Origin of the sequence: Pararhizobium sp. DWP3-4, assembly GCF_049898205.1 — a bacterium.
Lineage (GTDB): Bacteria > Pseudomonadota > Alphaproteobacteria > Rhizobiales > Rhizobiaceae > Pararhizobium.
Genome location: NZ_JAFCXF010000001.1, coordinates 593,812 through 613,288 on the forward strand (window position 1 = coordinate 593,812; position 19,477 = coordinate 613,288).

18 protein-coding genes are annotated in these 19,477 nt (G+C 60.6%); 10 read left to right on the forward strand and 8 right to left on the reverse strand.

Annotated features, from left to right (window positions below):
• Positions 1 to 21 precede the first annotated feature (21 nt).
• Together ACP7E6_RS02780 and ACP7E6_RS02785 are read left to right on the forward strand one after the other, a co-directional pair.
• A complete protein-coding gene (locus ACP7E6_RS02780; protein WP_426227680.1) occupies positions 22 to 666 on the forward strand; it encodes a DUF47 family protein in 645 nt (214 codons plus the stop codon).
• On the forward strand, positions 666 to 1,667 hold the full coding sequence (locus tag ACP7E6_RS02785; protein ID WP_113243312.1) for an inorganic phosphate transporter: 1,002 nt from the start codon (positions 666 to 668) through the stop codon (positions 1,665 to 1,667). Before ACP7E6_RS02780 ends, ACP7E6_RS02785 begins: the two co-directional genes overlap by 1 nt.
• Before the next feature lie 41 nt (positions 1,668 to 1,708).
• Here the strand turns inward: ACP7E6_RS02785 and ACP7E6_RS02790 are convergent, their stop codons facing one another.
• Positions 1,709 to 3,907 carry a putative bifunctional diguanylate cyclase/phosphodiesterase gene (locus ACP7E6_RS02790; RefSeq protein ID WP_426227683.1) on the reverse strand — a complete coding sequence of 733 codons (2,199 nt, stop codon included), beginning with the start codon at positions 3,905 to 3,907 and terminating at the stop codon, positions 1,709 to 1,711.
• Positions 3,908 to 4,301: 394 nt separating this feature from the next.
• Between ACP7E6_RS02790 and ACP7E6_RS02795 the strand changes: the two genes are divergently transcribed.
• The 5 genes from ACP7E6_RS02795 to ACP7E6_RS02815 all read left to right on the forward strand — a co-directional run bounded on the left by ACP7E6_RS02795 (position 4,302) and on the right by ACP7E6_RS02815 (position 8,151).
• On the forward strand, positions 4,302 to 5,048 hold the full coding sequence (locus tag ACP7E6_RS02795) for a fumarylacetoacetate hydrolase family protein (RefSeq protein WP_426227685.1): 747 nt from the start codon (positions 4,302 to 4,304) through the stop codon (positions 5,046 to 5,048).
• Positions 5,049 to 5,242: 194 nt separating this feature from the next.
• Complete coding sequence (panC, locus tag ACP7E6_RS02800; protein WP_426227687.1) at positions 5,243 to 6,118, forward strand: pantoate--beta-alanine ligase; 876 nt, start codon at positions 5,243 to 5,245, stop codon at positions 6,116 to 6,118.
• A 2-nt stretch (positions 6,119 to 6,120) separates the two neighbouring features.
• Positions 6,121 to 6,942, forward strand: coding sequence for a 3-methyl-2-oxobutanoate hydroxymethyltransferase (gene panB, locus ACP7E6_RS02805; RefSeq protein WP_426227689.1), 822 nt, complete (start codon positions 6,121 to 6,123; stop codon positions 6,940 to 6,942).
• A gap of 178 nt (positions 6,943 to 7,120) precedes the next feature.
• Complete coding sequence (locus ACP7E6_RS02810) at positions 7,121 to 7,837, forward strand: AzlC family ABC transporter permease (protein WP_426227691.1); 717 nt, start codon at positions 7,121 to 7,123, stop codon at positions 7,835 to 7,837.
• Positions 7,838 to 7,839: 2 nt separating this feature from the next.
• On the forward strand, positions 7,840 to 8,151 hold the full coding sequence (locus tag ACP7E6_RS02815) for an AzlD family protein (RefSeq protein WP_426227693.1): 312 nt from the start codon (positions 7,840 to 7,842) through the stop codon (positions 8,149 to 8,151).
• 36 nt (positions 8,152 to 8,187) lie between these two features.
• Here ACP7E6_RS02815 and ACP7E6_RS02820 read toward each other — a convergent pair whose 3' ends face one another.
• The 5 genes from ACP7E6_RS02820 to ACP7E6_RS02840 form a co-directional block, all read right to left on the reverse strand.
• Complete coding sequence (locus ACP7E6_RS02820) at positions 8,188 to 10,023, reverse strand: aminopeptidase P family protein (protein WP_426227695.1); 1,836 nt, start codon at positions 10,021 to 10,023, stop codon at positions 8,188 to 8,190.
• A 509-nt stretch (positions 10,024 to 10,532) separates the two neighbouring features.
• Positions 10,533 to 11,411, reverse strand: coding sequence for a 50S ribosomal protein L11 methyltransferase (locus ACP7E6_RS02825; protein ID WP_426227697.1), 879 nt, complete (start codon positions 11,409 to 11,411; stop codon positions 10,533 to 10,535).
• A gap of 87 nt (positions 11,412 to 11,498) precedes the next feature.
• A complete protein-coding gene (locus tag ACP7E6_RS02830) occupies positions 11,499 to 12,629 on the reverse strand; it encodes an FAD-dependent oxidoreductase (protein ID WP_426227699.1) in 1,131 nt (376 codons plus the stop codon).
• Between the two features lie 20 nt (positions 12,630 to 12,649).
• Entirely contained in the window at positions 12,650 to 13,249 is a 600-nt protein-coding gene (locus ACP7E6_RS02835; protein ID WP_426227701.1) for an SCO family protein, read from the reverse strand.
• A 106-nt stretch (positions 13,250 to 13,355) separates the two neighbouring features.
• The gene (locus ACP7E6_RS02840) at positions 13,356 to 13,514 is read right to left on the reverse strand and encodes a hypothetical protein (protein WP_426227703.1); all 159 of its coding nucleotides are present in this window, start codon (positions 13,512 to 13,514) and stop codon (positions 13,356 to 13,358) included.
• Positions 13,515 to 13,786: 272 nt separating this feature from the next.
• Here ACP7E6_RS02840 and ACP7E6_RS02845 point away from each other — a divergent pair, with 272 nt between their 5' ends.
• The 3 genes from ACP7E6_RS02845 to pncA all read left to right on the forward strand — a co-directional run bounded on the left by ACP7E6_RS02845 (position 13,787) and on the right by pncA (position 17,058).
• Positions 13,787 to 15,763 (forward strand): methyl-accepting chemotaxis protein, encoded by a 1,977-nt coding sequence (locus tag ACP7E6_RS02845; RefSeq protein WP_426227704.1) that lies wholly within the window; start codon positions 13,787 to 13,789, stop codon positions 15,761 to 15,763.
• A gap of 2 nt (positions 15,764 to 15,765) precedes the next feature.
• Positions 15,766 to 16,230 carry a chemotaxis protein CheW gene (locus ACP7E6_RS02850; RefSeq protein ID WP_037096270.1) on the forward strand — a complete coding sequence of 155 codons (465 nt, stop codon included), beginning with the start codon at positions 15,766 to 15,768 and terminating at the stop codon, positions 16,228 to 16,230.
• Between the two features lie 159 nt (positions 16,231 to 16,389).
• Positions 16,390 to 17,058 (forward strand): bifunctional nicotinamidase/pyrazinamidase, encoded by a 669-nt coding sequence (pncA, locus tag ACP7E6_RS02855; protein ID WP_426227706.1) that lies wholly within the window; start codon positions 16,390 to 16,392, stop codon positions 17,056 to 17,058.
• Here pncA and ACP7E6_RS02860 read toward each other — a convergent pair.
• Both ACP7E6_RS02860 and ACP7E6_RS02865 read right to left on the reverse strand, forming a co-directional pair.
• Positions 17,030 to 17,527 (reverse strand): CreA family protein, encoded by a 498-nt coding sequence (locus ACP7E6_RS02860; RefSeq protein ID WP_426227708.1) that lies wholly within the window; start codon positions 17,525 to 17,527, stop codon positions 17,030 to 17,032. The genes pncA and ACP7E6_RS02860 overlap by 29 nt on opposite strands.
• 71 nt (positions 17,528 to 17,598) lie before the next feature.
• Positions 17,599 to 18,849, reverse strand: coding sequence for a diguanylate cyclase (locus ACP7E6_RS02865; protein ID WP_426227710.1), 1,251 nt, complete (start codon positions 18,847 to 18,849; stop codon positions 17,599 to 17,601).
• Between the last annotated feature and the right edge of the window lie 628 nt (positions 18,850 to 19,477).

The following is a 19,477-nucleotide window of genomic DNA, read 5'->3' on the forward strand; positions in this document are numbered from 1 at the left end:
GCGAAGATAGGTGGATGAACAATGCTGGGTTGGTTTCGCAAGCTCTTGCCGCGCGAGGACAAGTTCTTCGAGCTTTTCGAATCGCACTCGCGCACCGTCGTCAGCGCGGCCGATGCTTTGAAAGCATTGCTGGCCGGCGAGGGTGACCTTGATGCCCATTGCGACAGGATCGTGGCCCTTGAAGATCAGGCGGACGCAATCACCCGCGATGTCATGCTTGCGGTCCGCCTCAGCTTCATCACGCCGTTCGATCGCGGTGACATCAAGGACCTGATCCAATCGATGGATGATGCCATCGACATGATGCACAAGACGGTCAAGACCATCCGCCTGTTCGAGCAGACGAGCTTTGACCCGGGCATGCGCGAAATGGGCGTTCTGATCGCCGATTCCGCCAAGCTGGTCGCGGAAGCGATCCCGCTGCTTGATCGGATCGGCGCCAACGTGCCGCGCCTGACCGCCATTGCCGAAGAGGTCAACCGGCTCGAGGAACGTTCCGACCAGCTGCACGACGAAGGTCTCAAGGACCTGTTCCGCCGTCACGGTGCCTCCAATTCGATGGCCTACATCATCGGCAGCGAGATCTACGGCGAACTTGAGAAGGTCGTCGATCGCTTCGAGGACGTCGTCAATGAAATCAGCGGCATCCTGATCGAGAACGTCTGATGGACGCGACACTCGCTTTACCGTTGCTCATCGCCCTGATCGGCGTCGCGCTGTTCTTCGATTTTCTCAACGGCCTGCACGACGCCGCCAATTCGATCGCCACGATCGTTTCGACGCGGGTTCTGCGGCCGCAATATGCCGTCATGTGGGCGGCATTCTTCAATTTTATCGCTTTCCTGTTCTTCGGCCTGCATGTTGCCGAGACGCTGGGAACCGGCATCATCGACCCGTCCATCGTTACGCCGCAGGTGATCTTCGCCGCCCTGATGGGGGCGATCATCTGGAATATCGTCACCTGGATTTTCGGCATTCCGTCAAGCTCGTCGCACGCGCTGGTCGGCGGATTGGTTGGTGCTGGCCTTGCCAAGACCGGCGGCGATGCGATCGTTCTCTCCGGCCTTCTGAAAACCGTGGCTGCCATCTTCATGTCGCCGATGATCGGTTTCATGCTGGCGCTGCTGCTCGTGCTGATCGTTTCCTGGGTCTGCCTTCGCCGGACGCCGTTTGCCGTCGATCGCAGCTTTCGCGGCCTGCAGTTCATTTCGGCCTCGCTCTACTCGCTTGGTCATGGCGGCAACGACGCGCAGAAGACCATGGGCATTATCGCCGTTCTGCTGTTCAGCCAGGGCTATCTCGGCGACACGTTCTACGTGCCGTTCTGGGTGGTCATCACCTGCCAGTCGGCCATGGCGCTCGGCACCTTGTTCGGCGGCTGGCGTATCGTCCACACGATGGGTTCGAAGATCACCAAGCTCAATCCGATGCAGGGTTTTTGTGCGGAAACCGGCGGCGCCATCACGCTTTTTGCCGCCACATGGCTGGGCATTCCCGTCTCGACCACGCATACCATTACCGGCGCCATTATCGGGGTTGGCGCGGCCCGGCGTGTCTCGGCGGTGCGCTGGGGGCTGGCGGGCAATATCTTGATTGCCTGGGTAGTCACACTGCCGGCGGCGGCGCTGATCTCCGCGCTGTTCTATTTTGCTGCAGGACTGCTTTAACATCTGAAGCGCGGCTAGAATCCAGAAGATCGCGCCGCGCTTCAGTGCATCCTGCCGGTGATTTGACCGGTGAAGCCTTGAGCAAGGAGCATGGCGGTCTGATCCGGTGGCAGCGCCTTGCCGTAGCGATAACCTTGACCGGCCTTGCACCCAAGCAGCCGCAAGCTGATCTCCTGTTCCTCGGTCTCGATGCCTTCGGCGATCGTTTCCAGCCCGAGTTCGTTGCTCATCATCAACATTGCCCTGGTGATGGCCGCATCATGCGGGTTTTCCGTCATCTCGCTGATGAATGACCGGTCGATCTTCAGTGTCGTCAGCGGAAACCGTTGCAGCGAACTCAGGGACGCAAAGCCAGTACCAAAATCGTCGAACGCGATGCCCACGCCGAGATCGCGCAGGTGGTGCACGGCTGCAAGAGCGTTGTCGTCGTTGAGGAGTGCGATCGTTTCCGTGACCTCCAGGCCAAGCGCGCACGGGGGGAGATTGTGCTCGGCGAGCGCGTTTGTGACATGCTGGACAAGGGTGGCGGCGCGATACTGGGCTGCGAAGAGATTGACGCTGACCTTGATGGGCGGCAGGCCGCTTGCCCGCCATGCCGCCGCCTGGCGGCAGGCTTCGCGCAGAACCCACCAGCCGACCGGCAAGGCAAGCGAGCTTGATTCCACCGCCGGCAGGAAGCAGGCGGGGTAGAGCAGGCCATGCTGGGGATGCTGCCAGCGGATCAGCGCTTCCACGCCCAGGATATGCCCGTCTTCCAGGCAGACCTGCGGCTGATAGTACAAGACCAGTTCGCTGTTCTTCAGCGCGCGCAGGAGCTCGTCCTGTGTAGCCCTGCGGGCAAGCGAATCGCTGCGCATCTCGGGCTCAAACATCAACATGGTGCCGCCACCGGCCTGCTTTGCCCGGTAAAGCGCGAAATCGGCGCTGGCCAGCAGCTCTTCGGCATCGGTGCCATGGTGTGGCGCGAGCGCGATGCCAATGGTGGCCGCGAGCTGGAAAACGTTGCCGCCAACATCGAACGGTCCTTCGAAGGCCGTCAGAACCGCATCGATCGTGACCATCGCTTCATCGGCGGGCCTGTCACCGGGCAACAGGATCGCGAATTCGTCACCGCCGAAGCGCGCCACGGTGACATCGGCCGCAAGAACCGATGGCAGCCGGACGGCGACGGCCTGCAGCAATGCGTCCCCGACGGCATGGCCGAGGCTGTCGTTGACATCCTTGAAGCCGTCGAGATCGAGCAGGGCAACGGTCGCGGCCCGGTTTTCAGACAGCACCTCCTGCAGCAGGTTTTCAAAGCTGTGCCGGTTGCTGAGGCCCGTCAGCGTATCCTGATTGGCCATTCTGAGCAGCCTGGCGTCTCGCTCGCGCCGGTCGGTGATGTCGCGGATGACCGCCCCCATGCCGACGCCGCGCTCGTCGTTCCAGAGCGACAGCGAAATTTCGATCGGCACCTCGGTCTGGTCGCGTTTGCGGGCGACCACTTCGACCGTCTTGCCGATCAGTTTTGTCGTGCCCCCGGCCAAGACCCGCGCCAGGCCGGCATGATGCGCACCGCGAAACCGGTCGGGAATGATGATGTCGATCAGCTGGCCGACCATCTCGTCCTGACGATAGCCGAAGAGGTTCAGCGCCGCACGATTGACGAACTCTATCCGCCCGGCCGTATCGATCGCGAAGAAGGCCAGTTCCGTCGCGGCGGAAAAATTCATCACCGTCGAGCGGATGATCTCCGTCCGGCGCAACCGTATCTGTTCCATGACCAGCGTGCCGAGAAGGTCGAGCGTCGTCCGTTGCCGTTCTCCGAAATCGCGGCGCGGCACCGTATCTGCAATGCACAATGCACCGAGGCGGAAGCCCTTATCGGTTGTCAGAGGGGTACCCGCATAGAAACGAAGGAAGGGCGCTCCCGTAACCATGGGATTATTGGCAAAGCGGGGATCTTCCAGCATATCATCGATAACGAGGACCTGGCCGCTCTCGATCGTATGGGTACAGACGGATATGCAACGGGCGATGTCGGGGACATTGATCCCATGCATCGCCTTGAAACGCTGCATATCTTTTTCAACCAGCGTGATGAAGGCCATCGGCGCATCGAAAAGCTGGGCCGCGAGGTTTGCGATCGTGTCGAACCGCGGTTCGGGTGCCGTTCCGGCGATCCACAAGTTCGACAGAGCCTCCAGCCGGTCGCGCTCCAGCGTGCCGTCCGTATCCTCGTCAGCCGTTTCAGTGCCCATTCGAAATCCCGATTTGGCTCAGTGGCAGTGGCATTATCCCCGCCGGCTATCGACGATTGCGGGGCGGTACTGTCTCAAAGTAGTCAGAACCCGTTATCAACCACTGAAGAAATAGTGTGCCTTTTATCAAATATCACTTTTGCGTGTATTATGATATGATTATGGTGCCGTGCTTTCGATAAACGCCGTCTGACGGATATTCCCGCATGCGGTCACATGGCAAGTGTTCCATCTGCTGCCGGCATGGCGGACGGAAATTGGCCCGTTTTGGCGCATCCAAACTGACGAGGTTCCTCTACAAATTCGGCGCGACACCTGCCGTCAAATAGTGTCCTATGGGGCAGGCGGTCAAAGAACTGCCGGTGTCAACCAGAACCCGAGGAACACGCAAGCGATGAAACTGGCTACTCTGAAAGACAGTACCCGCGACGGCAAACTCGTCGTCGTCTCCAAGGATCTGACCCGCTGCTCGGAAGTCGGCCATATTGTCCGCACCCTTCAGGCCGCACTCGACGACTGGGCGCATGCCGGTCCCCGGCTGGCACGCGTTGCCATCGGCCTCGAGACCGGTGCGCAGCCGACCATGCGGTTTCACGAGCATGATGCCGCTTCGCCCTTGCCACGGGCATTTTTCTGGGCCGGCGGCTCCGGTGGTTTTACCGGTCCGCGCGATCCGATCTCGGTAAAGGAGGGGGCTACGAATATTTCTGCGACCGCACAGCTCGCCGTCATCGTCGATGACGTGGACGTGCAGGCGGGCGCGGACGAGGCCAAGCAGGCCATCCTCCTCGTTCTGCTTGCCAATGATGTTTCGGCCGATGGTGCCGGCGCCGCCTCGTCGTTTTCGCCGGTCGCGGTCACGCCGGACGAATTGGACGATGGGGTGGATCTTTCCCTGCTCGTTCGCCGCAACGGCGCGCCGGCCGATGGCGGCAAGGGCAGCGCGAAGGGCAATGCCGCCGCCGTGGCTGCTGCGGCCGCAAAGCGTTCGCTGATCGCGGGCAGCATTGTCGCAACCGGTTCGTGCTTCCTCACCTCCGCCCTGACCGCCGGCGACGTGGTTCGCATCGAGATGAACGATCGCACGGGCCATTCGATCTTCGGTGCCATCGAACAGACGGTCGAAGCGCGCAGCAAATAACGGGATCGGGTTCCGGGGTAACCCGGAGCCTGCTTCCCCAGGTGACGATTCTTGCCTTCAATTCTTGAATTGTCTTTTTGCACTGCACACGTTAGGAAAACCGCGCCGGGTTTCGTGCGGATGCTCGCAGCGAAAACTGGCAAGGCCAGCCGCCGTGAACAAGGCGGCATGCTTGCGGATTGGAGGGTCCCGAGATGGAAACAATCACCACCATAACCGATTTGCGCGCGCGCCTGAGCGGCCATCGCCGCGCCGGAAAAACCATCGGTCTCGTTCCGACCATGGGCTATCTGCATGTCGGCCACATGGAACTGGTCGCCAGGGCGCGGGCCGCAAACGATATCGTCGTCGTCAGCCTGTTCGTCAATCCGCTGCAATTCGGTGCCAACGAGGACCTGACCAAATATCCGCGCGATCTTGCCCGCGATCAGGCGATGCTTGTCGAAGCCGGTGCCGATTTCCTGTTTGCACCCGGCGTTTCAGATATGTATCCGCAGCCGATGGAAACGGTGGTCGATGTGCCGACGCTGGGCAGCGAGCTGGAAGGTTCGGTGCGTCCCGGTCATTTCGCCGGTGTGGCCACCGTCGTCACCAAGCTGTTCAACATCGTCCAGCCGGACCGCGCCTATTTCGGCGAAAAGGATTTCCAGCAGCTGCAGATCATCCGCCGTATGGTCGAGGATATGGCGCAACCGGTCGAGGTGGTCGGTGTGGCAACGGTGCGCGAAGCCGATGGTCTCGCCTGTTCGTCGCGCAACGTCTACCTGACCTCCGAGCAGCGCGCGGCTGCGGCAATCGTGCCGAAAGCGCTGGATGAAGCCGAACGGCTGATCGCTGGCGGTGTGGTCGATGTAGCCGTTCTCGAAAAAGCGGTAACGGATTTCATTGCATCCGAGCCCTTGGCAAGGCCGGAAGTGGTCGCGTTGCGCGATCCGGAAACTCTGCAAGAATTGATGGAAATCGGCGAAAAACCGGTTCTTCTGTTGCTTTTTATCCGCTTCGGGAGCACGAAGCTGCTCGATAACCGGGTTTTCAGCCCAAAAACCGCAAAATTTGCAAAGGTGGCATGAGCATGAGTGTACAGGCAGTAAAGCGGCGCCTGAGCCCCGGCAGCATCGAGGCATTGAAGGGCGAGCGGCCGATCGTCAGCCTGACGGCCTATACGACGCCGATCGCCCGCCTGCTCGATCCGCATGTGGATTTCATGCTGGTTGGCGATTCTCTCGGCATGGTGCTCTACGGTCTTGATTCGACCGTCGGCGTGACGCTCGACATGATGATCGCCCACGGCCAGGCCGTCATGCGCGGTTCTGAAAAGGCCTGCGTCGTCGTCGATCTGCCGTTCGGTTCCTATCAGGAATCGAAGGAACAGGCTTTCAATAGTGCTGCCCGCATCCTCAAGGAAACCGGCTGCAGCGCCGTCAAGCTCGAAGGCGGCGCGGAGATGGCGGAAACCGTTGACTTCCTCACCCAGCGCGGCATTCCGGTGCTCGGCCATGTCGGGCTGATGCCGCAACTGGTCAATACGATGGGTGGTTACCGCTCGCTTGGCCGCAACGACAAGGAAGCTGCCAAGATCCGGCGCGACGCCAAGGCCATCGACGATGCCGGCGCGTTTGCCATCGTCGTCGAAGGCACGATCGAGCCTTTGGCACGCGAGATCACCGAAACGTTGCGGGCTCCGACCATCGGCATCGGCGCATCGCCGGCCTGCGATGGCCAGATCCTCGTCACCGACGACATGCTCGGCATTTTCAGCGATTTCAAGCCGCGTTTCGTCAAGCATTTCGTCGAGCTCGCACCGCAGATGTCGGCGGCGTTTGAAGCCTATGCCAGCGAAGTCAAGGCGCGGACGTTTCCGGGTATCGAGCACACGTTTCAGGTGAAGCGCTGATCCGCTGAAAGGGCCGGGCTACAGCCGGCTCCGCTCTGATCATAATTTTGGATCACTGCATCAATCTTATTGAATTGTTCGATAGGCCCGCCGGGCCTATCTGTGCGTTTCATCACGAACGCATCTCGGCACGTGTGACCTTGCCTCTGGCCGCCGTCGCTCCGGAAAGTTTCCTTCAATGACAAAAGACGATTTCTGGCAGGGCGTGCGTGGCGGTTTTCCCGTCATGGTGTCCGCCGCGCCCTTCGGAGCGCTGTTCGGTGCGCTCGCGGTCGATAACGGGTTTTCCGTTTTCGACGCGGTGTTCATGAGTGCCACGGTCTATGCCGGGGCCAGCCAGATGGTTGGTCTGGAGCTCTTTGGGCACAACGTCCAGCCCTGGCTGATCATCCTGTCGATTTTCGCCGTCAATTTCCGTCATATTCTGTATTCGGCGTCGATTGCCCGGCATATCCGCCATTTCTCCGGCCTGCAAAAATTCTTTGCCTTCTTCCTGTTGGTCGATCCGCAATATGCCGAGACCGAAAAGCGGGCAGAGCGCGGCGAGCCGGTGACGTTTGCGTGGTATCTCGGCTTCGGACTGGTCATCTATCTGCCATGGCAGCTGATGACGCTGCTTGGAGCGATTTTCGGGCAGATGATCGGCGACCCGAAGGCCATCGGTCTCGATGTCCTCCTGCCGATCTATTTCATGGGGCTGGTTCTCGGCTTCCGCAAGCGCGACAACTGGCTGCCGGTCGTGGCGGTCAGTTCGGTGGCCTCGATTGCAGCGATGCATTTCGTCGGCTCGCCTTGGCATGTCAGCATCGGCGCCATCGCCGGCATCCTGCTTGCCGCCTGCATGCCACTGTCGAAACGGCATGAAGAACCGGTGACGCTGGAGCATGAGGTCTGATCATGAATAACGCAGAACACATGCAACTGATCTATGTGATCCTTGCCGCCGCCGTTGCGACATTCCTCACCCGCATTGGCGGCTATGTGATGATCACGCAGATGAAACGCATCCCGCCGCGCATGGAGGCGGCGTTGAATGCCGTGCCTGCAGCCGTGCTGTCGACGCTGGTTGCGCCGGCTTTCCTTTCCGGTGGCTGGGACGTGGCCGTGGCCATGCTTGTCGCGCTGGTCATCGGCCTGCGCTTTTCGTCGCTCTGGATGCTGCTGGCCGGCTGGCTCGTCGTGATGGCGATCCGGCATCTGCTCGTCTAAGAAAAGGCCCGCTCCTTGCAAAGCGGGCCTGATGTTTTAGCGGCTCAGCGGCGCTGTCGCTGTCTTCAGCCAGTTTTGCACCGCCTCATCCGAGATCAGCGGCAAAAGCTTTTCCTGCGTGTCCTGATGGTAAGCGTTCAGCCAGGACAGTTCTTCGTCCGTCAGAAGGGCTGTGACCACCAGGCGGCGGTCGATCGGGCAAAAGGTCAGCGTCTCGAAGCCCAGCATCGGCAAGTCGCCGCCATCGATTTCACTGGCCGCGAACACATGCACGAGATTCTCAATGCGGATGCCGAACGCGCCGGGGCGGTAGTAGCCGGGCTCATTGGAGAGAATCATGCCGGGCAGCAATTCCTGCATCGAGGCGCGGGAAATGCGTTGCGGGCCTTCATGCACCGATAGATAGGAGCCGACGCCGTGGCCGGTGCCATGGGCGAAATCAGCACCGGCCTTCCACAGCGCAATGCGCGCCAGCGGATCGAGATCGATGCCGCGCGAGCCTTTCGGGAAGCGGGCAACGCTGATGGCGATCATGCCCTTCAGCACCAGGGTGAAGAAGCGGCGCTGTTCTTCCTGCACGGTGCCGATCGCAACCGTGCGGGTAATGTCCGTGGTGCCGTTGATGTATTGGCCGCCGGAATCGATCAGGAACATCGTGCCATCGGCAATGGTCAGGTCGCTTTCGGTGGTGACCCGGTAGTGCATGATTGCGGCATGTTCGCCCGCACCGGAGATGGTGTCGAAGGAAATGTCCTTTAGCGGGTTCTGCATCCGCTGGCCGGCAGCGGCGCGGCAGGCCTCCAGCTTTTCGACGGCGGCAATTTCGGTGATCGTGCCGGGTTGTGTCTGGTCGAGCCAGGCAAGGAATTCGACCATGGCGGCGCCATCCTGCAGATGCGCGCGGGCAGAGCCTTCGAGCTCGGTTGTGTTCTTGCAGGCGCGGGGCAGGCGGGCGGGATCGATCGCCTCGATGATCGTGCCGCCGCTGACGCGGATGCGTTCGGACAGCGCAAAAGGTGCATGATCGGGATCGATCATGATCTTTTTGCCCGTCGCGGCCAAGGCTGCGATCTTGTCGTCGAAGGAGGACGGTGCCTCGAGGTTGGAGAGCTGGGTGAGGTAGGCTTCCTCCTCGATCCCGGCCTTGCGCTTGTCGAGGAACAGTTCGGCTGTGCCGTCAGCATGGACAATGGCGCGGGCGAGGGGGTGGGGCGTGTGCGGCACGTCGCTGCCGCGGATGTTGAAGGTCCAGGCGATCGACGACGGGTCGGTCAGAACGACGGCGTCGGCACCGGCCTTGCCGATCTCTGCCGCCATCGTCGCGAGTTTATCCTTGGCAAGAATGCCGGAATGATCCAGCGGCTGGATCTTGACGCGGCCGAGCGGTGCCGCCGGCCGGTCCTTCCATTGGCGGTCGAGCGGATTGTGGTCGAGGAAGACCAGCGCGCCGCCAAGCCCTTCCAGCGCCTTTTCCAGCTTGCGGACCTCGGCGCCCGTGTGCAGCCAAGGATCGATGCCGAGGCGGAAGCCTTTTTTACCATTGTGCTCCAGCCACAGATGCGGCGGCTCGCCGACGAGATCGCCGCCGGTGAAAACCGTGCCATCGACCTGTTCCTTGAGCTGGGTGACGTAGCGTCCATCGACAAAGACAACCGCTTGACTCTGCGTGACGAGAACAACGCCGGCGGAGCCGGTAAAGCCAGTGAGCCAGGACATGCGCTCGGCAGATGCCGGCACATACTCGCCCTGGAACTCGTCGGCGCGCGGAACGAGGAAACCGTCGACGTTTAGGGCGGCGAGTGCGACACGCAGCGCATTGACGCGCTCCTTGCCGAATTGCGGAGTGGAGGTGACTGCAAAAGACTGGAACATGGGTTTTTCCTGCGATGGGAAGAACCGGACTGGGATCGCGCGGTGCGAGGCAGATCGATTCCTCAAAGGGTGCGGGCAGTCTAGCGGAAACAACCGGCGCTGCGAAAGCCCGTCTTTATGGCCTACGGTTTGTTGAACGATCTTTTCGTGTTGTCGAACGTATGCATCATGCGCATGGCACCCATGCTGCAATGCATCTGGACCGGTTTTCAGAATAGTCTATAAACCCGGTCAACGAACACGGACGCAAATCTGTTGTTCACGCGAATGCCGGAACGCAAGAGCTGCACGGTCTGAACATGGTTGGTCATCCTTCTCCTCCTCCCTCCCGGGTGGCCGATTTCAGACTGTGAAGAGTCCGCTTGAGCGCTCCTCCTCCTCAAGCTCGCGGACATGACCGGCTTGCCGGTCAGCGGGCGATGCTTCGGCATCGCCTTTGTATTGAAAAACCCGCTTGTCCATGACGGACAGGCGGGTTTTCCTTTTCCAGTCTTTGCAATTGTCGCCGCCTAAGGCCGGTCGAGATGTATCGTCACCCAGCCGTTGCGCCAGATGGTGCGGACATGGCGTAGGTGCTGACCATTATAGGCCGAGAGCACCTTCCAGCGCTGTGACGCAAGAATGCCCGACAGAATGACCGAACCGCCCGGGGCCAGATGGCTGGCGAGTTGCGGTGCCATCTTGATCAGCGGACGCGCCAGGATATTGGCGATGATCAGGTCGAACGGGCCATGCGCGGCAAAAGCCGGGGAGTGAAAGCCGGGCGCGGTCACCGTGGTGATGCCGGTGGCGATGCCGTTGCGTTTGACATTTTCGGCGGCAACGCGCGTGGCGATCGGGTCGATATCCGTTGCCAGAACTGGAACCGGCTTGATCTTGCGCGCCGCAATGGCCAGCACGCCGCTGCCGGTGCCGAGATCGAGCGCATTGCGAACCTTGCGGGCGCGCATGACGGTTTCGATGACTTCGAGGCAGCCCGCCGTCGTACCGTGATGACCGGTGCCGAATGCCTGGCCGGCGTCGATCTCGATGGCGATATCGTTCAGCCGCACCTTGTCGCGGTCATGCGAGCCATGCACGAGGAAACGGCCGGCGCGCACCGGCGACAGGCCCTCCAGCGATTTGGCAATCCAGTCGACATCCGGAATGACTTCCCGCTCGATCGTCGCATCTGGAAACCGGACAGCGACAACCTTCGCGAACCGCACCCGCATCTCTTCTTCTTCATCGAAGTCGAGATAGAGCGACGCTTCCCAGATGTCCTTCTTCTCGTCCATTTCCATGGTGGCGATGGCATATCCTTCGTCCTCGAAAGCATCGGTCATCAGGTCCAGAAGGACTTCGGAGAGCTTTTCGGTCGTGGTGATGAACAGGCGCAGGTCGCTCAATGTCTTTGTCCTTGTCGGCAAGTGCTTGCCGTCGGGACGGCATGCGGCGCTCTAGCATGCCGGGAGATGCGAGGTAAAGCGTAGCGCCTATTGCGCGCCGGGAATCCAGGGCGGCGGTAGGGTGTCCTGACCTGCAGCATTGCGCAGAAAGGCCGTCGAGACGCTCGGGATATGATTGACCAGTGGCAGTAGAAGCGACCGTAGATTTGTCAGCACCGGATTTTTCAGAGTGATGAAAGCCGTGTTTCGCCGGGTATCCCTGAGCACGGTTTTGACCGCTGGCATCCTGAGGTCCGAATAGTCCTGCTCGCGGCCTTCCGATATCAGAAAGGCCAGCCAGCAGGCATCCTCGATGCCGAGATTCATGCCGCGTGCGCCTGCCGGTGAATGCACATGGGCGGCGTCGCCGGCCAGAAACACATTGCCGCGGCTCATGGTCTCGACATGGCGGAAGCTGATCTGGAATTCCGAGCTCCACGTCCGCTCAAGCACCATGGCCGGATGATCGATGCGGGTTTCGAAATCTTCCGTGGTCGACAGAAAACGCAGTGTATCCTCGTTCACCGGAAGTCGGCCCAGGACGCCGGGATTGAGGAAATTCATCTCGATGAAACCGGTATCGACCGGCTGTGCGTAGCGGTAGTCGGCGAGGAAAAAACGGCTCTCGATGGCATTGCCCGGAAAGGCAAACCCAAAGGCCTTGCGCACGGCGGAATGGGCTCCGTCGGCGCCGACCAGCATGTCCGGCTCCACTGTTTCGGCGCGGCCATCGCTGTGTTGGAGGGTGACCAGCGGCTTTTTGACATCGCCGGATAATGCGGTGAGTTCGGTGGACCATTCCGGAATGATGCCGAACGCCGACAGTCTTTGCAGCAGCAACCGTTCCGTTTCGCCCTGTGCCAGGATCTGGATCGGGCAATAGTGGCTGCGGAAAGTCTCGGTCTCGATCGCGAGCAACGGTTTTCCGGCGGCCGATATCTTGAACTTTGTCAGGCGCCTTGCTTTGGCGAGGATCAGAGCGCTGACGCCGGAGGCTTCCAGCAGCGTCAGGGTTCTGGCGTTGACGCCGAGTGCGCGGCTTTCGTGGATGGGTGTCGGTCCGGCTGCCTTTGCCACGAGGCGGGATTTGAAACCCCGCCGTGCCAGTTCAAGCGCGAGAGCCAGTCCGGTTGGCCCGGCTCCGGCGATCAGAATGGACTTTCCGCTGCCTTCACCCATCAGTCCCTCGCGATGATCGTTTATTTCCTGGTCAGGTTTTCCAGTTTCTTGACGGCCGTCTCCGGATTTTCCTCGTAAGCGATCGTGCCGGTGAACTTGCCCTTGGAGTCGAGAAGGAACACCGATGCAGTATGATCCATCGTGTAGTCGCCGCTAGGATTCTTTTCGTCCAGCGGCACTTTCTTGGCATAGACCCTAAAGCCCTTGACCATTTCCATGACCTTGTCCGGCGGGCCGGAAATGCCGGTAATGCGCTTGGAGACGTTGGAGACGTATTGCCCGAGAACTTCCGGCGTGTCGCGCTCGGGATCGACGCTGATGAAATAGGCCTGCAGCTTGGTGCCGTCGGGATCGACCTTTTCGAGCCAGCCGTTCAGTTCGAACAGGGTGGTCGGGCAGACTTCCGGGCAATGGGTGAAGCCGAAGAACAAGGCCGATGGTTTGCCGATGAAAGCCGCCTGCGTGATAGGCTGGCCGGTCTGCGAAACCAGTTCGAAGGGGACGCCGAACGGACCGGCGGCGATCTCTTCCTTGCCCGTGGTCATCTGGTAGCTGATCCAGCCGAGTGTGGCCGCGACGACGGCAACGGCCGCCCAAAGAACGATGCGAAGTGTTTTCATGCTAATGTCCGCTCAAAACCTGCCAAATATTTGCTGCTGAGATAGCGGTTTGGCCCGGACGTTGCAAAACATTCACGCAGCCAGCGTCAAAATGCGGCAGGTGCCGTCAGAAGCACCAGGACATGCCGTTTTCAGCCATCGTCAGCAGCATTTCCGGACCCTGGACGATCCATCCGAGGAAGGCGGCAAGACACAGGAGCAGGAGCACACCGCCAATGGCGGTTATGATCAAGCTCTGAGGCTGTTTTTCGGCTTCGTCGTTCATGACGCAATGATATCCTGCGGGCTTCGACATTGAAAGCCGTTTCGCACCGGCTGTGGTGCAGCGGAAGGCCTCTGCGGGATGTCCGTACAAGAATTCGGTAATCATTTTAGCAAAAGTTTAATTTGTATTTGCCATGTTTCAAGCGCGTGAAGGGGTGCCTACCCCTTGCTGACATGACGTCGCCGGTTTTCATCCAGTCCGGTCTTCCGCATCATCGCTTCCTTCCCATGCGTGCACATCTTTGCCGCATTTAAGAACTGGATACATGCTGCATGACGTCGTCTGAAAAGCTTGATCGCAAACTCTCCGTTAGTCAGCGTCTGGGAACACTCGGCCTCGCGGCCTTTGCCGGATTCGGCGCGATGCTGGCGGTCGGCTGGTACGAGAATTCGGAAGTGCGTGAGGCGCTCGACAAAGCTGCCATCGCGCAGAGCGCCATCAAAAATGCCAGCGCCATGCGGTTGACCGGCATCGAGATCGTCCTGGCCGCCATGGACACCATTGTCGACCGCGATGACCGCAAGGTTTCGCCGGAACGGTTGAAGATCATCGCCGAATCGATTGCTGCCCTGCAGGCCAGCAAGGCAGACGCCGTTGCCCTGGCCGCCTCGGTTGGCAAGCCGGAGATCATGGCGACGTTCGATGCCGACCTTGCCGAACTGACGCAGGCCGTCCAGGTTGATCTGAAGCGGATGGTGGAAGAGGGCGCTGCGCCCGAGGCATTCGATGCCATCGACGATGCGATCGACGGTGCCGGCGAACGGATGACGCTCTCCCTGAGCAAACTCTCCGAGGAAGCCGGTCAATTGCTGGTGTCGCGCCTCACAGAAGCGACCGCCGTTTCAGCCGAATCGATCTTGCTGCAACTGGCGCTTGGCCTGGCTGCGATGGCCTCGCTGCTGAGCCTGCTGTATTTTCATGGCAACGTTTTACGGCGCGGCATCTTTTCGGTGCGCGACAGCATGCAGCGCATTCTCAAGGGTGACGATCAGGCATCCGTTGATGGTGTCGCCCGTGGCGACGAACTCGGCGAGATGGCCCGCGCGGTCGAAATGTTCCGGATGGCTGCGATTGAAAAGCAGGGCCTTGAACTGTCGGCCGCTGCCAGCCGCAACGAGCATGAGGTCGAGCGTGGCGCGCGCGATGCGGCGAGCGCCGAAGAGGCGCACCAGGTTCAGCGCGCGGTCACTGCGCTGGGGCAGGGGCTTAATCGCCTGTCCGACGGCAACCTGACGGCGACGATCGACCAGCCGTTCCGGCATGATCTGGAATCGCTGCGTCAGGACTTCAACCACACTGTCGAAAAGCTTCAGGGCGTCCTGTCCAACGTTCATGAAAACAGCAGTTCTATCCAGTCGAACAGCCGCCAGATGCGGGGCGCCGCCGACGATCTTGCCAAGCGGACCGAACAGCAGGCGGCCTCGCTCGAGGAAACTTCGGCCGCCCTCGATCAGATCACCGTCACTGTCCGCAGTGCGACACAGCGCGCCGAAGAAGCCAGCCGGATGGTCGGTGAAACCCGCAGCAGTGCCGAGGAATCCGGCCGTATCGTCCGCGAGGCCGTCGAAGCCATGGCCCGGATCGAGAACGCGTCGTCCGAAATCGGCAAGATCATCAATGTCATCGACGAGATCGCCTTCCAGACCAATCTCTTGGCGCTGAACGCCGGCGTCGAGGCTGCCCGCGCCGGTGAGGCAGGCAAGGGATTTGCCGTCGTCGCCCAGGAAGTGCGCGAGCTTGCCCAGCGGGCCGCCGGTGCGGCCAAGGACATCAAGGTGCTTGTCGGCCGTTCCAGCAGCGAAGTCGGCACCGGCGTCAAGCTGGTGCAGGCAACCGGCGAAGCGCTCGGCCGGATCGGCACGGATGTGGTGCGGATCAACGAGCACATGACCTCGATCGTCAATGCAGCCCGCGAACAGTCGGTCGGCCTGCAGGAAATTAACACGGCGATCGGGCAATTGGACCAGATGACCCAGCAGAACGCCGCCATGGTCGAACAGACCAATGCCGCCAGCCATACCTTGGCGCAGGACGCCGACGGGCTGAGCGCACTGATCGGCCAGTTCCAGCTCAGCGGCGCGTCCGCCCGCCCAATACACCAGCCTGTTCGCGTCGCAACGCCAGCGACCACGCGCCCCGCACCATCCCCCGCCAAAGCCCTGATGGGCAAGCTGGCGGGCGCCTTTAACAGCCCCGCGTCATCCGTGCCGAAGGCATCGGGTTCCGCCGAAAATTGGGAAGAGTTCTGATCATGTCAAACGCAATCAAGCAGTCCGGTGCCTATCTGGAAATCGTGTCGTTCCATCTGGGCGATCAGGAATTCTGCATCGACATCATGGCGATCCGCGAAATCCGCGGCTGGGCGCCGGTGACGCCGATGCCGCATACGCCGCCTTATGTTCTTGGTCTCATCAATCTGCGTGGCGCGGTGATCCCGGTCATCGACATGGCCTGCCGCCTCGGCATGAAAATGACCGAGCCGTCGGAGCGTTCTGCCATCATCGTTACCGACATCGCCGGCAAGCTGGTCGGCCTGCTGGTCGAGCAGGTGTCCGATATGATGACGATCAAGAGCGAAGCACTGCAGCCTGCGCCGGAAATCATTCCGGAAGCGCAGCGCGCCTTCTGCCGCGGCATCGTTGCCCTGGAAAAGACCATGGTCTGCTTCCTCAATCTCGACACGGTGATCGCCGACGAGTTGGCGCAAGCCGCTTAAGCCAGTCGCGCTGAGCAGAAGAAGACGCCATCGGTGAACCGGTCGGCGTCTTTTGACGTTTGGCGGAGCTGGAAGCTTGACAAACGGGTCACCTGCATTGTGCGGAGCAGCAGTTGCGAATAGCATTCCAGCGCGAAGCTTAACCCAGGAGATTGCCCCGTGAAATGCTTGTTGCTCGTCGATATCCAGAACGGCTTTTGCTCAGGCGGAAACCTTGCTGTCCCGGATGGCGAGGCGGTCGTTGTTGTCGCTAACCGTCTGATGGCTGAGGGCGGCTATGATCTGGTGGTTGCATCGCAAGACTGGCATCCGGCAGATCATGGCAGCTTTGCCTCGCAGCATCCCGGCCGCCACCCCTTCGAAATGGGGACGCTTCACGGCAAGCCGCAAATGCTCTGGCCGGATCATTGTGTGCAGGGGACGGCTGACGCCGATTTCCATCCGGCACTGGACATCAGCCGCGTCGATTATGTGCAGCGTAAGGGCGAACACCGCAACGTCGACAGTTATTCGGCCTTCCGCGACAATGATCACGCGGCGCTGACAGGATTGTCCGTTTATCTGGCCGGCCGTGGCGTCGATCAACTCGATGTCTGCGGTCTTGCAACAGACTATTGCGTCAGGGATTCGGTCCTTGACGCGATTTTGCTGATCCCCGGTATCTCCGTTCGGCTCGTCATCGATGCGTGCCGAGGCATTGATCCGGAAGGTGTTACGGCGGCTATCGCCGGGATGTCGGCTGCGGGCGCAACCATCATCACGTCAGCCGGCGTGATCGCTGAAGCCAAGGATGGTGTCTCTACTTTGGAGCACCTTTTTCCCAAGTGACCGGCTGCTCGAACAGCGGAATGGTCGAGATCGACATCTTGGCGGAACCGTCTGTCAACTCGCGCGAATGGGCAAGATAGATCAGTGTATTGTTCTTCTTGTCGTAGACGCGGGTGACGACGAGTTTCTTCCAGATGAGCGAAAGCCCCTCGCGAAACACTTCCTCGCCGCCCTGGCCGAGCTCGATGTCGCCGATCGTCACCGGGCCGGTCTGGCGGCAGGAGATCGAGTTGTTCGACGGATCCTCGAACCAGTTGCCGTTCTTCAGGCGATCGATAACGCTGCGGTCGAAATAGGTGACATGGCAGGTGATGCCCGCGACTTTCGGATCGCTGACGGCATCAATGGTTATATCGTTGCCAAGCCAATCGACGCCGACTTCCCCCACCGTTTCGGCTTGCGCGGAAAAACCGGCAAGACTGGTCGCAAGAAAAGCGCAGGCACTGATGAAACGGATGGGAAGCGGCATTGTTGGTTCTCCGGATACGATGCCACTGACATAGGATCAGCCGCCGGCAATGCAAGCGGCCGGTGCGGATATCAACCCGTGCCGGACAGCGACTGCGCCGGGCCGACGGCAGCGCGCATCTGGGCGGCCGCACCGGCAAGGGCGCGGGCGCTGGCGACGGAGGCGGCATGAAGGCTTCCGGCGATGCTCAGCCTGTCGCGGCCCAATGCCTTGGCCTCGTAGAGCGCCACGTCGGCCTGTACCATGGCGTCGGCCAGTGAACCGCCGGGATCGACCATGGCAACGCCGATGCTGACCGTCAGGCCGATTTCCGCGCCCTTGTTCGCCCGGGTGGGTGTCGTTCTAACGGCCGTACAGATCGTCTCGGCGATCTCTGCCGCTTCCAGCCGGCCGGCGCCGGTAAGCGCGATCCCGAATTCCTCACCACCCAGACGTCCGAGAATGCCACGTCCGGCCAGCGCCTCGCGGACGGTCCGGGTAAAGTGCACAAGAGCGGCGTCTCCACCGGCATGGCCATAGAGGTCGTTGATCTGCTTGAATCGATCGAGATCGAGCAGCATGAACGCGGTCTGCCGCCCGGATCCCGCGGCCGTCGAAAACATCCGTTCGAATGCGGTCATGAAAGCGCGGCGCGACAACGCGCCGGTCAGGTCGTCATGCGCGATCATGTGGCGCAGGTTGGCAATCATCCATCCGTGCAGCATCAGGATGATACCCAAAAAGAACAACGGCATGATCACTAGGCGTGCTGCCAGGAACGCCGTTGTCCAGATCGGCGGGGCAAGGCCGCCGTCCATGGCGTCCATACCGGTCGCGATGCTTGCGACCTGAAAGGCATGAAGGATGGCAACCAGAAAAACCATGACGCAGCAAAACAGCATATAGGGAGCGATTGCCCGTTCCCTTGGCCAATGCCGCAGGATGGTCGCGCCGATCAGGAAGCAGGTCAGGCTTAAAAGCCCGGTCCCGATCACAATACGTGCCGAATGACTTTCAACGACATAACTGAAGAACAGAAAGGCGCTGGCGACACCGGCCAGAACGACGATGATCGGCCATATTCCGTGCGGCCGGTGGCCGAGAAATTGCCGGAATCCTCTCAGCATCAAAAGCCCGGCAGCGACCATCAGCGTTCCGCCGACGACGGTATGAAGCCATGCCGGAGCGACATCGGCCGCCAAGGCCACCGATCCAGCAAACGTGGTGAGCAGGCAGGCGGCGCAGAAGTCTGCGACACCGGGCACACCCGTTTTGCGCAGCGACAGCAGTACCGGAAACATGACCAAAAGAGACATGACTGCAATGGCGGAAAGAAAGCTCATAGACGCGGATTCCTGCCGAGTGGTGATCAAAAAAGCTTGGTCCGTTGATGTGGATAAGGCCAAATTCGTAGTGTCAGCGATTTAATTTTCTCAGCTGAAATTTGCTGCAATTTTAACAAATCTGGTGCCGGCGCCGCAATTTCCACGAGTATCTGTGAGGTGAGGGCTCAAACATGCTCGTGCCCCGTGAAGCGTGATCGGCATTGCACCCGCAGCCCTCTGTCCGACAGGTGATTCGCACGCAATCTGCTGAACTTCAGACCGGCCGTTCGAATCGCAAATGGATCGCCATTGAACGGGATGCGGCAGGGAGCGGGCGGCGATGAGCGACATTACTCAGCGCCTCCAACAGACGCGACACCGACATCGCAGCTTGTACGTCCCATGATGAAGGTTCCGGTTGTTGAAAACATCGGCTGCGCCGCTTGCCGGTCAGTCTCTGTCGCGGCTGCCCATTGGGTCCAAACCGCAAGTCATGCAGCGCCTCGCCATTGCTGCCGAGCGGGTGTTGATGGGAGATATCCGGGTGCGGCAAAGCCGTCTGGCTACGAGCTGATCTCCCGAAAAACATGGCTCATCTCAGCGTCTCCTTATTCTCGCCAAAAATAAAGGGTCTGAGACCGGACGC

Coding starts and splice junctions, on each gene's coding strand:
- ACP7E6_RS02780 (WP_426227680.1), top strand. CDS start 22: ATGCTGGGTTGGTTTCGCAAGCTCTTGCCGCGCGAGGACAAGTTCTTC.
- ACP7E6_RS02785 (WP_113243312.1), top strand. CDS start 666: ATGGACGCGACACTCGCTTTACCGTTGCTCATCGCCCTGATCGGCGTC.
- ACP7E6_RS02790 (WP_426227683.1), bottom strand. CDS start 3,907: ATGGGCACTGAAACGGCTGACGAGGATACGGACGGCACGCTGGAGCGC.
- ACP7E6_RS02795 (WP_426227685.1), top strand. CDS start 4,302: ATGAAACTGGCTACTCTGAAAGACAGTACCCGCGACGGCAAACTCGTC.
- panC (WP_426227687.1), top strand. CDS start 5,243: ATGGAAACAATCACCACCATAACCGATTTGCGCGCGCGCCTGAGCGGC.
- panB (WP_426227689.1), top strand. CDS start 6,121: ATGAGTGTACAGGCAGTAAAGCGGCGCCTGAGCCCCGGCAGCATCGAG.
- ACP7E6_RS02810 (WP_426227691.1), top strand. CDS start 7,121: ATGACAAAAGACGATTTCTGGCAGGGCGTGCGTGGCGGTTTTCCCGTC.
- ACP7E6_RS02815 (WP_426227693.1), top strand. CDS start 7,840: ATGAATAACGCAGAACACATGCAACTGATCTATGTGATCCTTGCCGCC.
- ACP7E6_RS02820 (WP_426227695.1), bottom strand. CDS start 10,023: ATGTTCCAGTCTTTTGCAGTCACCTCCACTCCGCAATTCGGCAAGGAG.
- ACP7E6_RS02830 (WP_426227699.1), bottom strand. CDS start 12,629: ATGGGTGAAGGCAGCGGAAAGTCCATTCTGATCGCCGGAGCCGGGCCA.
- ACP7E6_RS02835 (WP_426227701.1), bottom strand. CDS start 13,249: ATGAAAACACTTCGCATCGTTCTTTGGGCGGCCGTTGCCGTCGTCGCG.
- ACP7E6_RS02840 (WP_426227703.1), bottom strand. CDS start 13,514: ATGAACGACGAAGCCGAAAAACAGCCTCAGAGCTTGATCATAACCGCC.
- ACP7E6_RS02845 (WP_426227704.1), top strand. CDS start 13,787: ATGACGTCGTCTGAAAAGCTTGATCGCAAACTCTCCGTTAGTCAGCGT.
- ACP7E6_RS02850 (WP_037096270.1), top strand. CDS start 15,766: ATGTCAAACGCAATCAAGCAGTCCGGTGCCTATCTGGAAATCGTGTCG.
- ACP7E6_RS02860 (WP_426227708.1), bottom strand. CDS start 17,527: ATGCCGCTTCCCATCCGTTTCATCAGTGCCTGCGCTTTTCTTGCGACC.
- ACP7E6_RS02865 (WP_426227710.1), bottom strand. CDS start 18,849: ATGAGCTTTCTTTCCGCCATTGCAGTCATGTCTCTTTTGGTCATGTTT.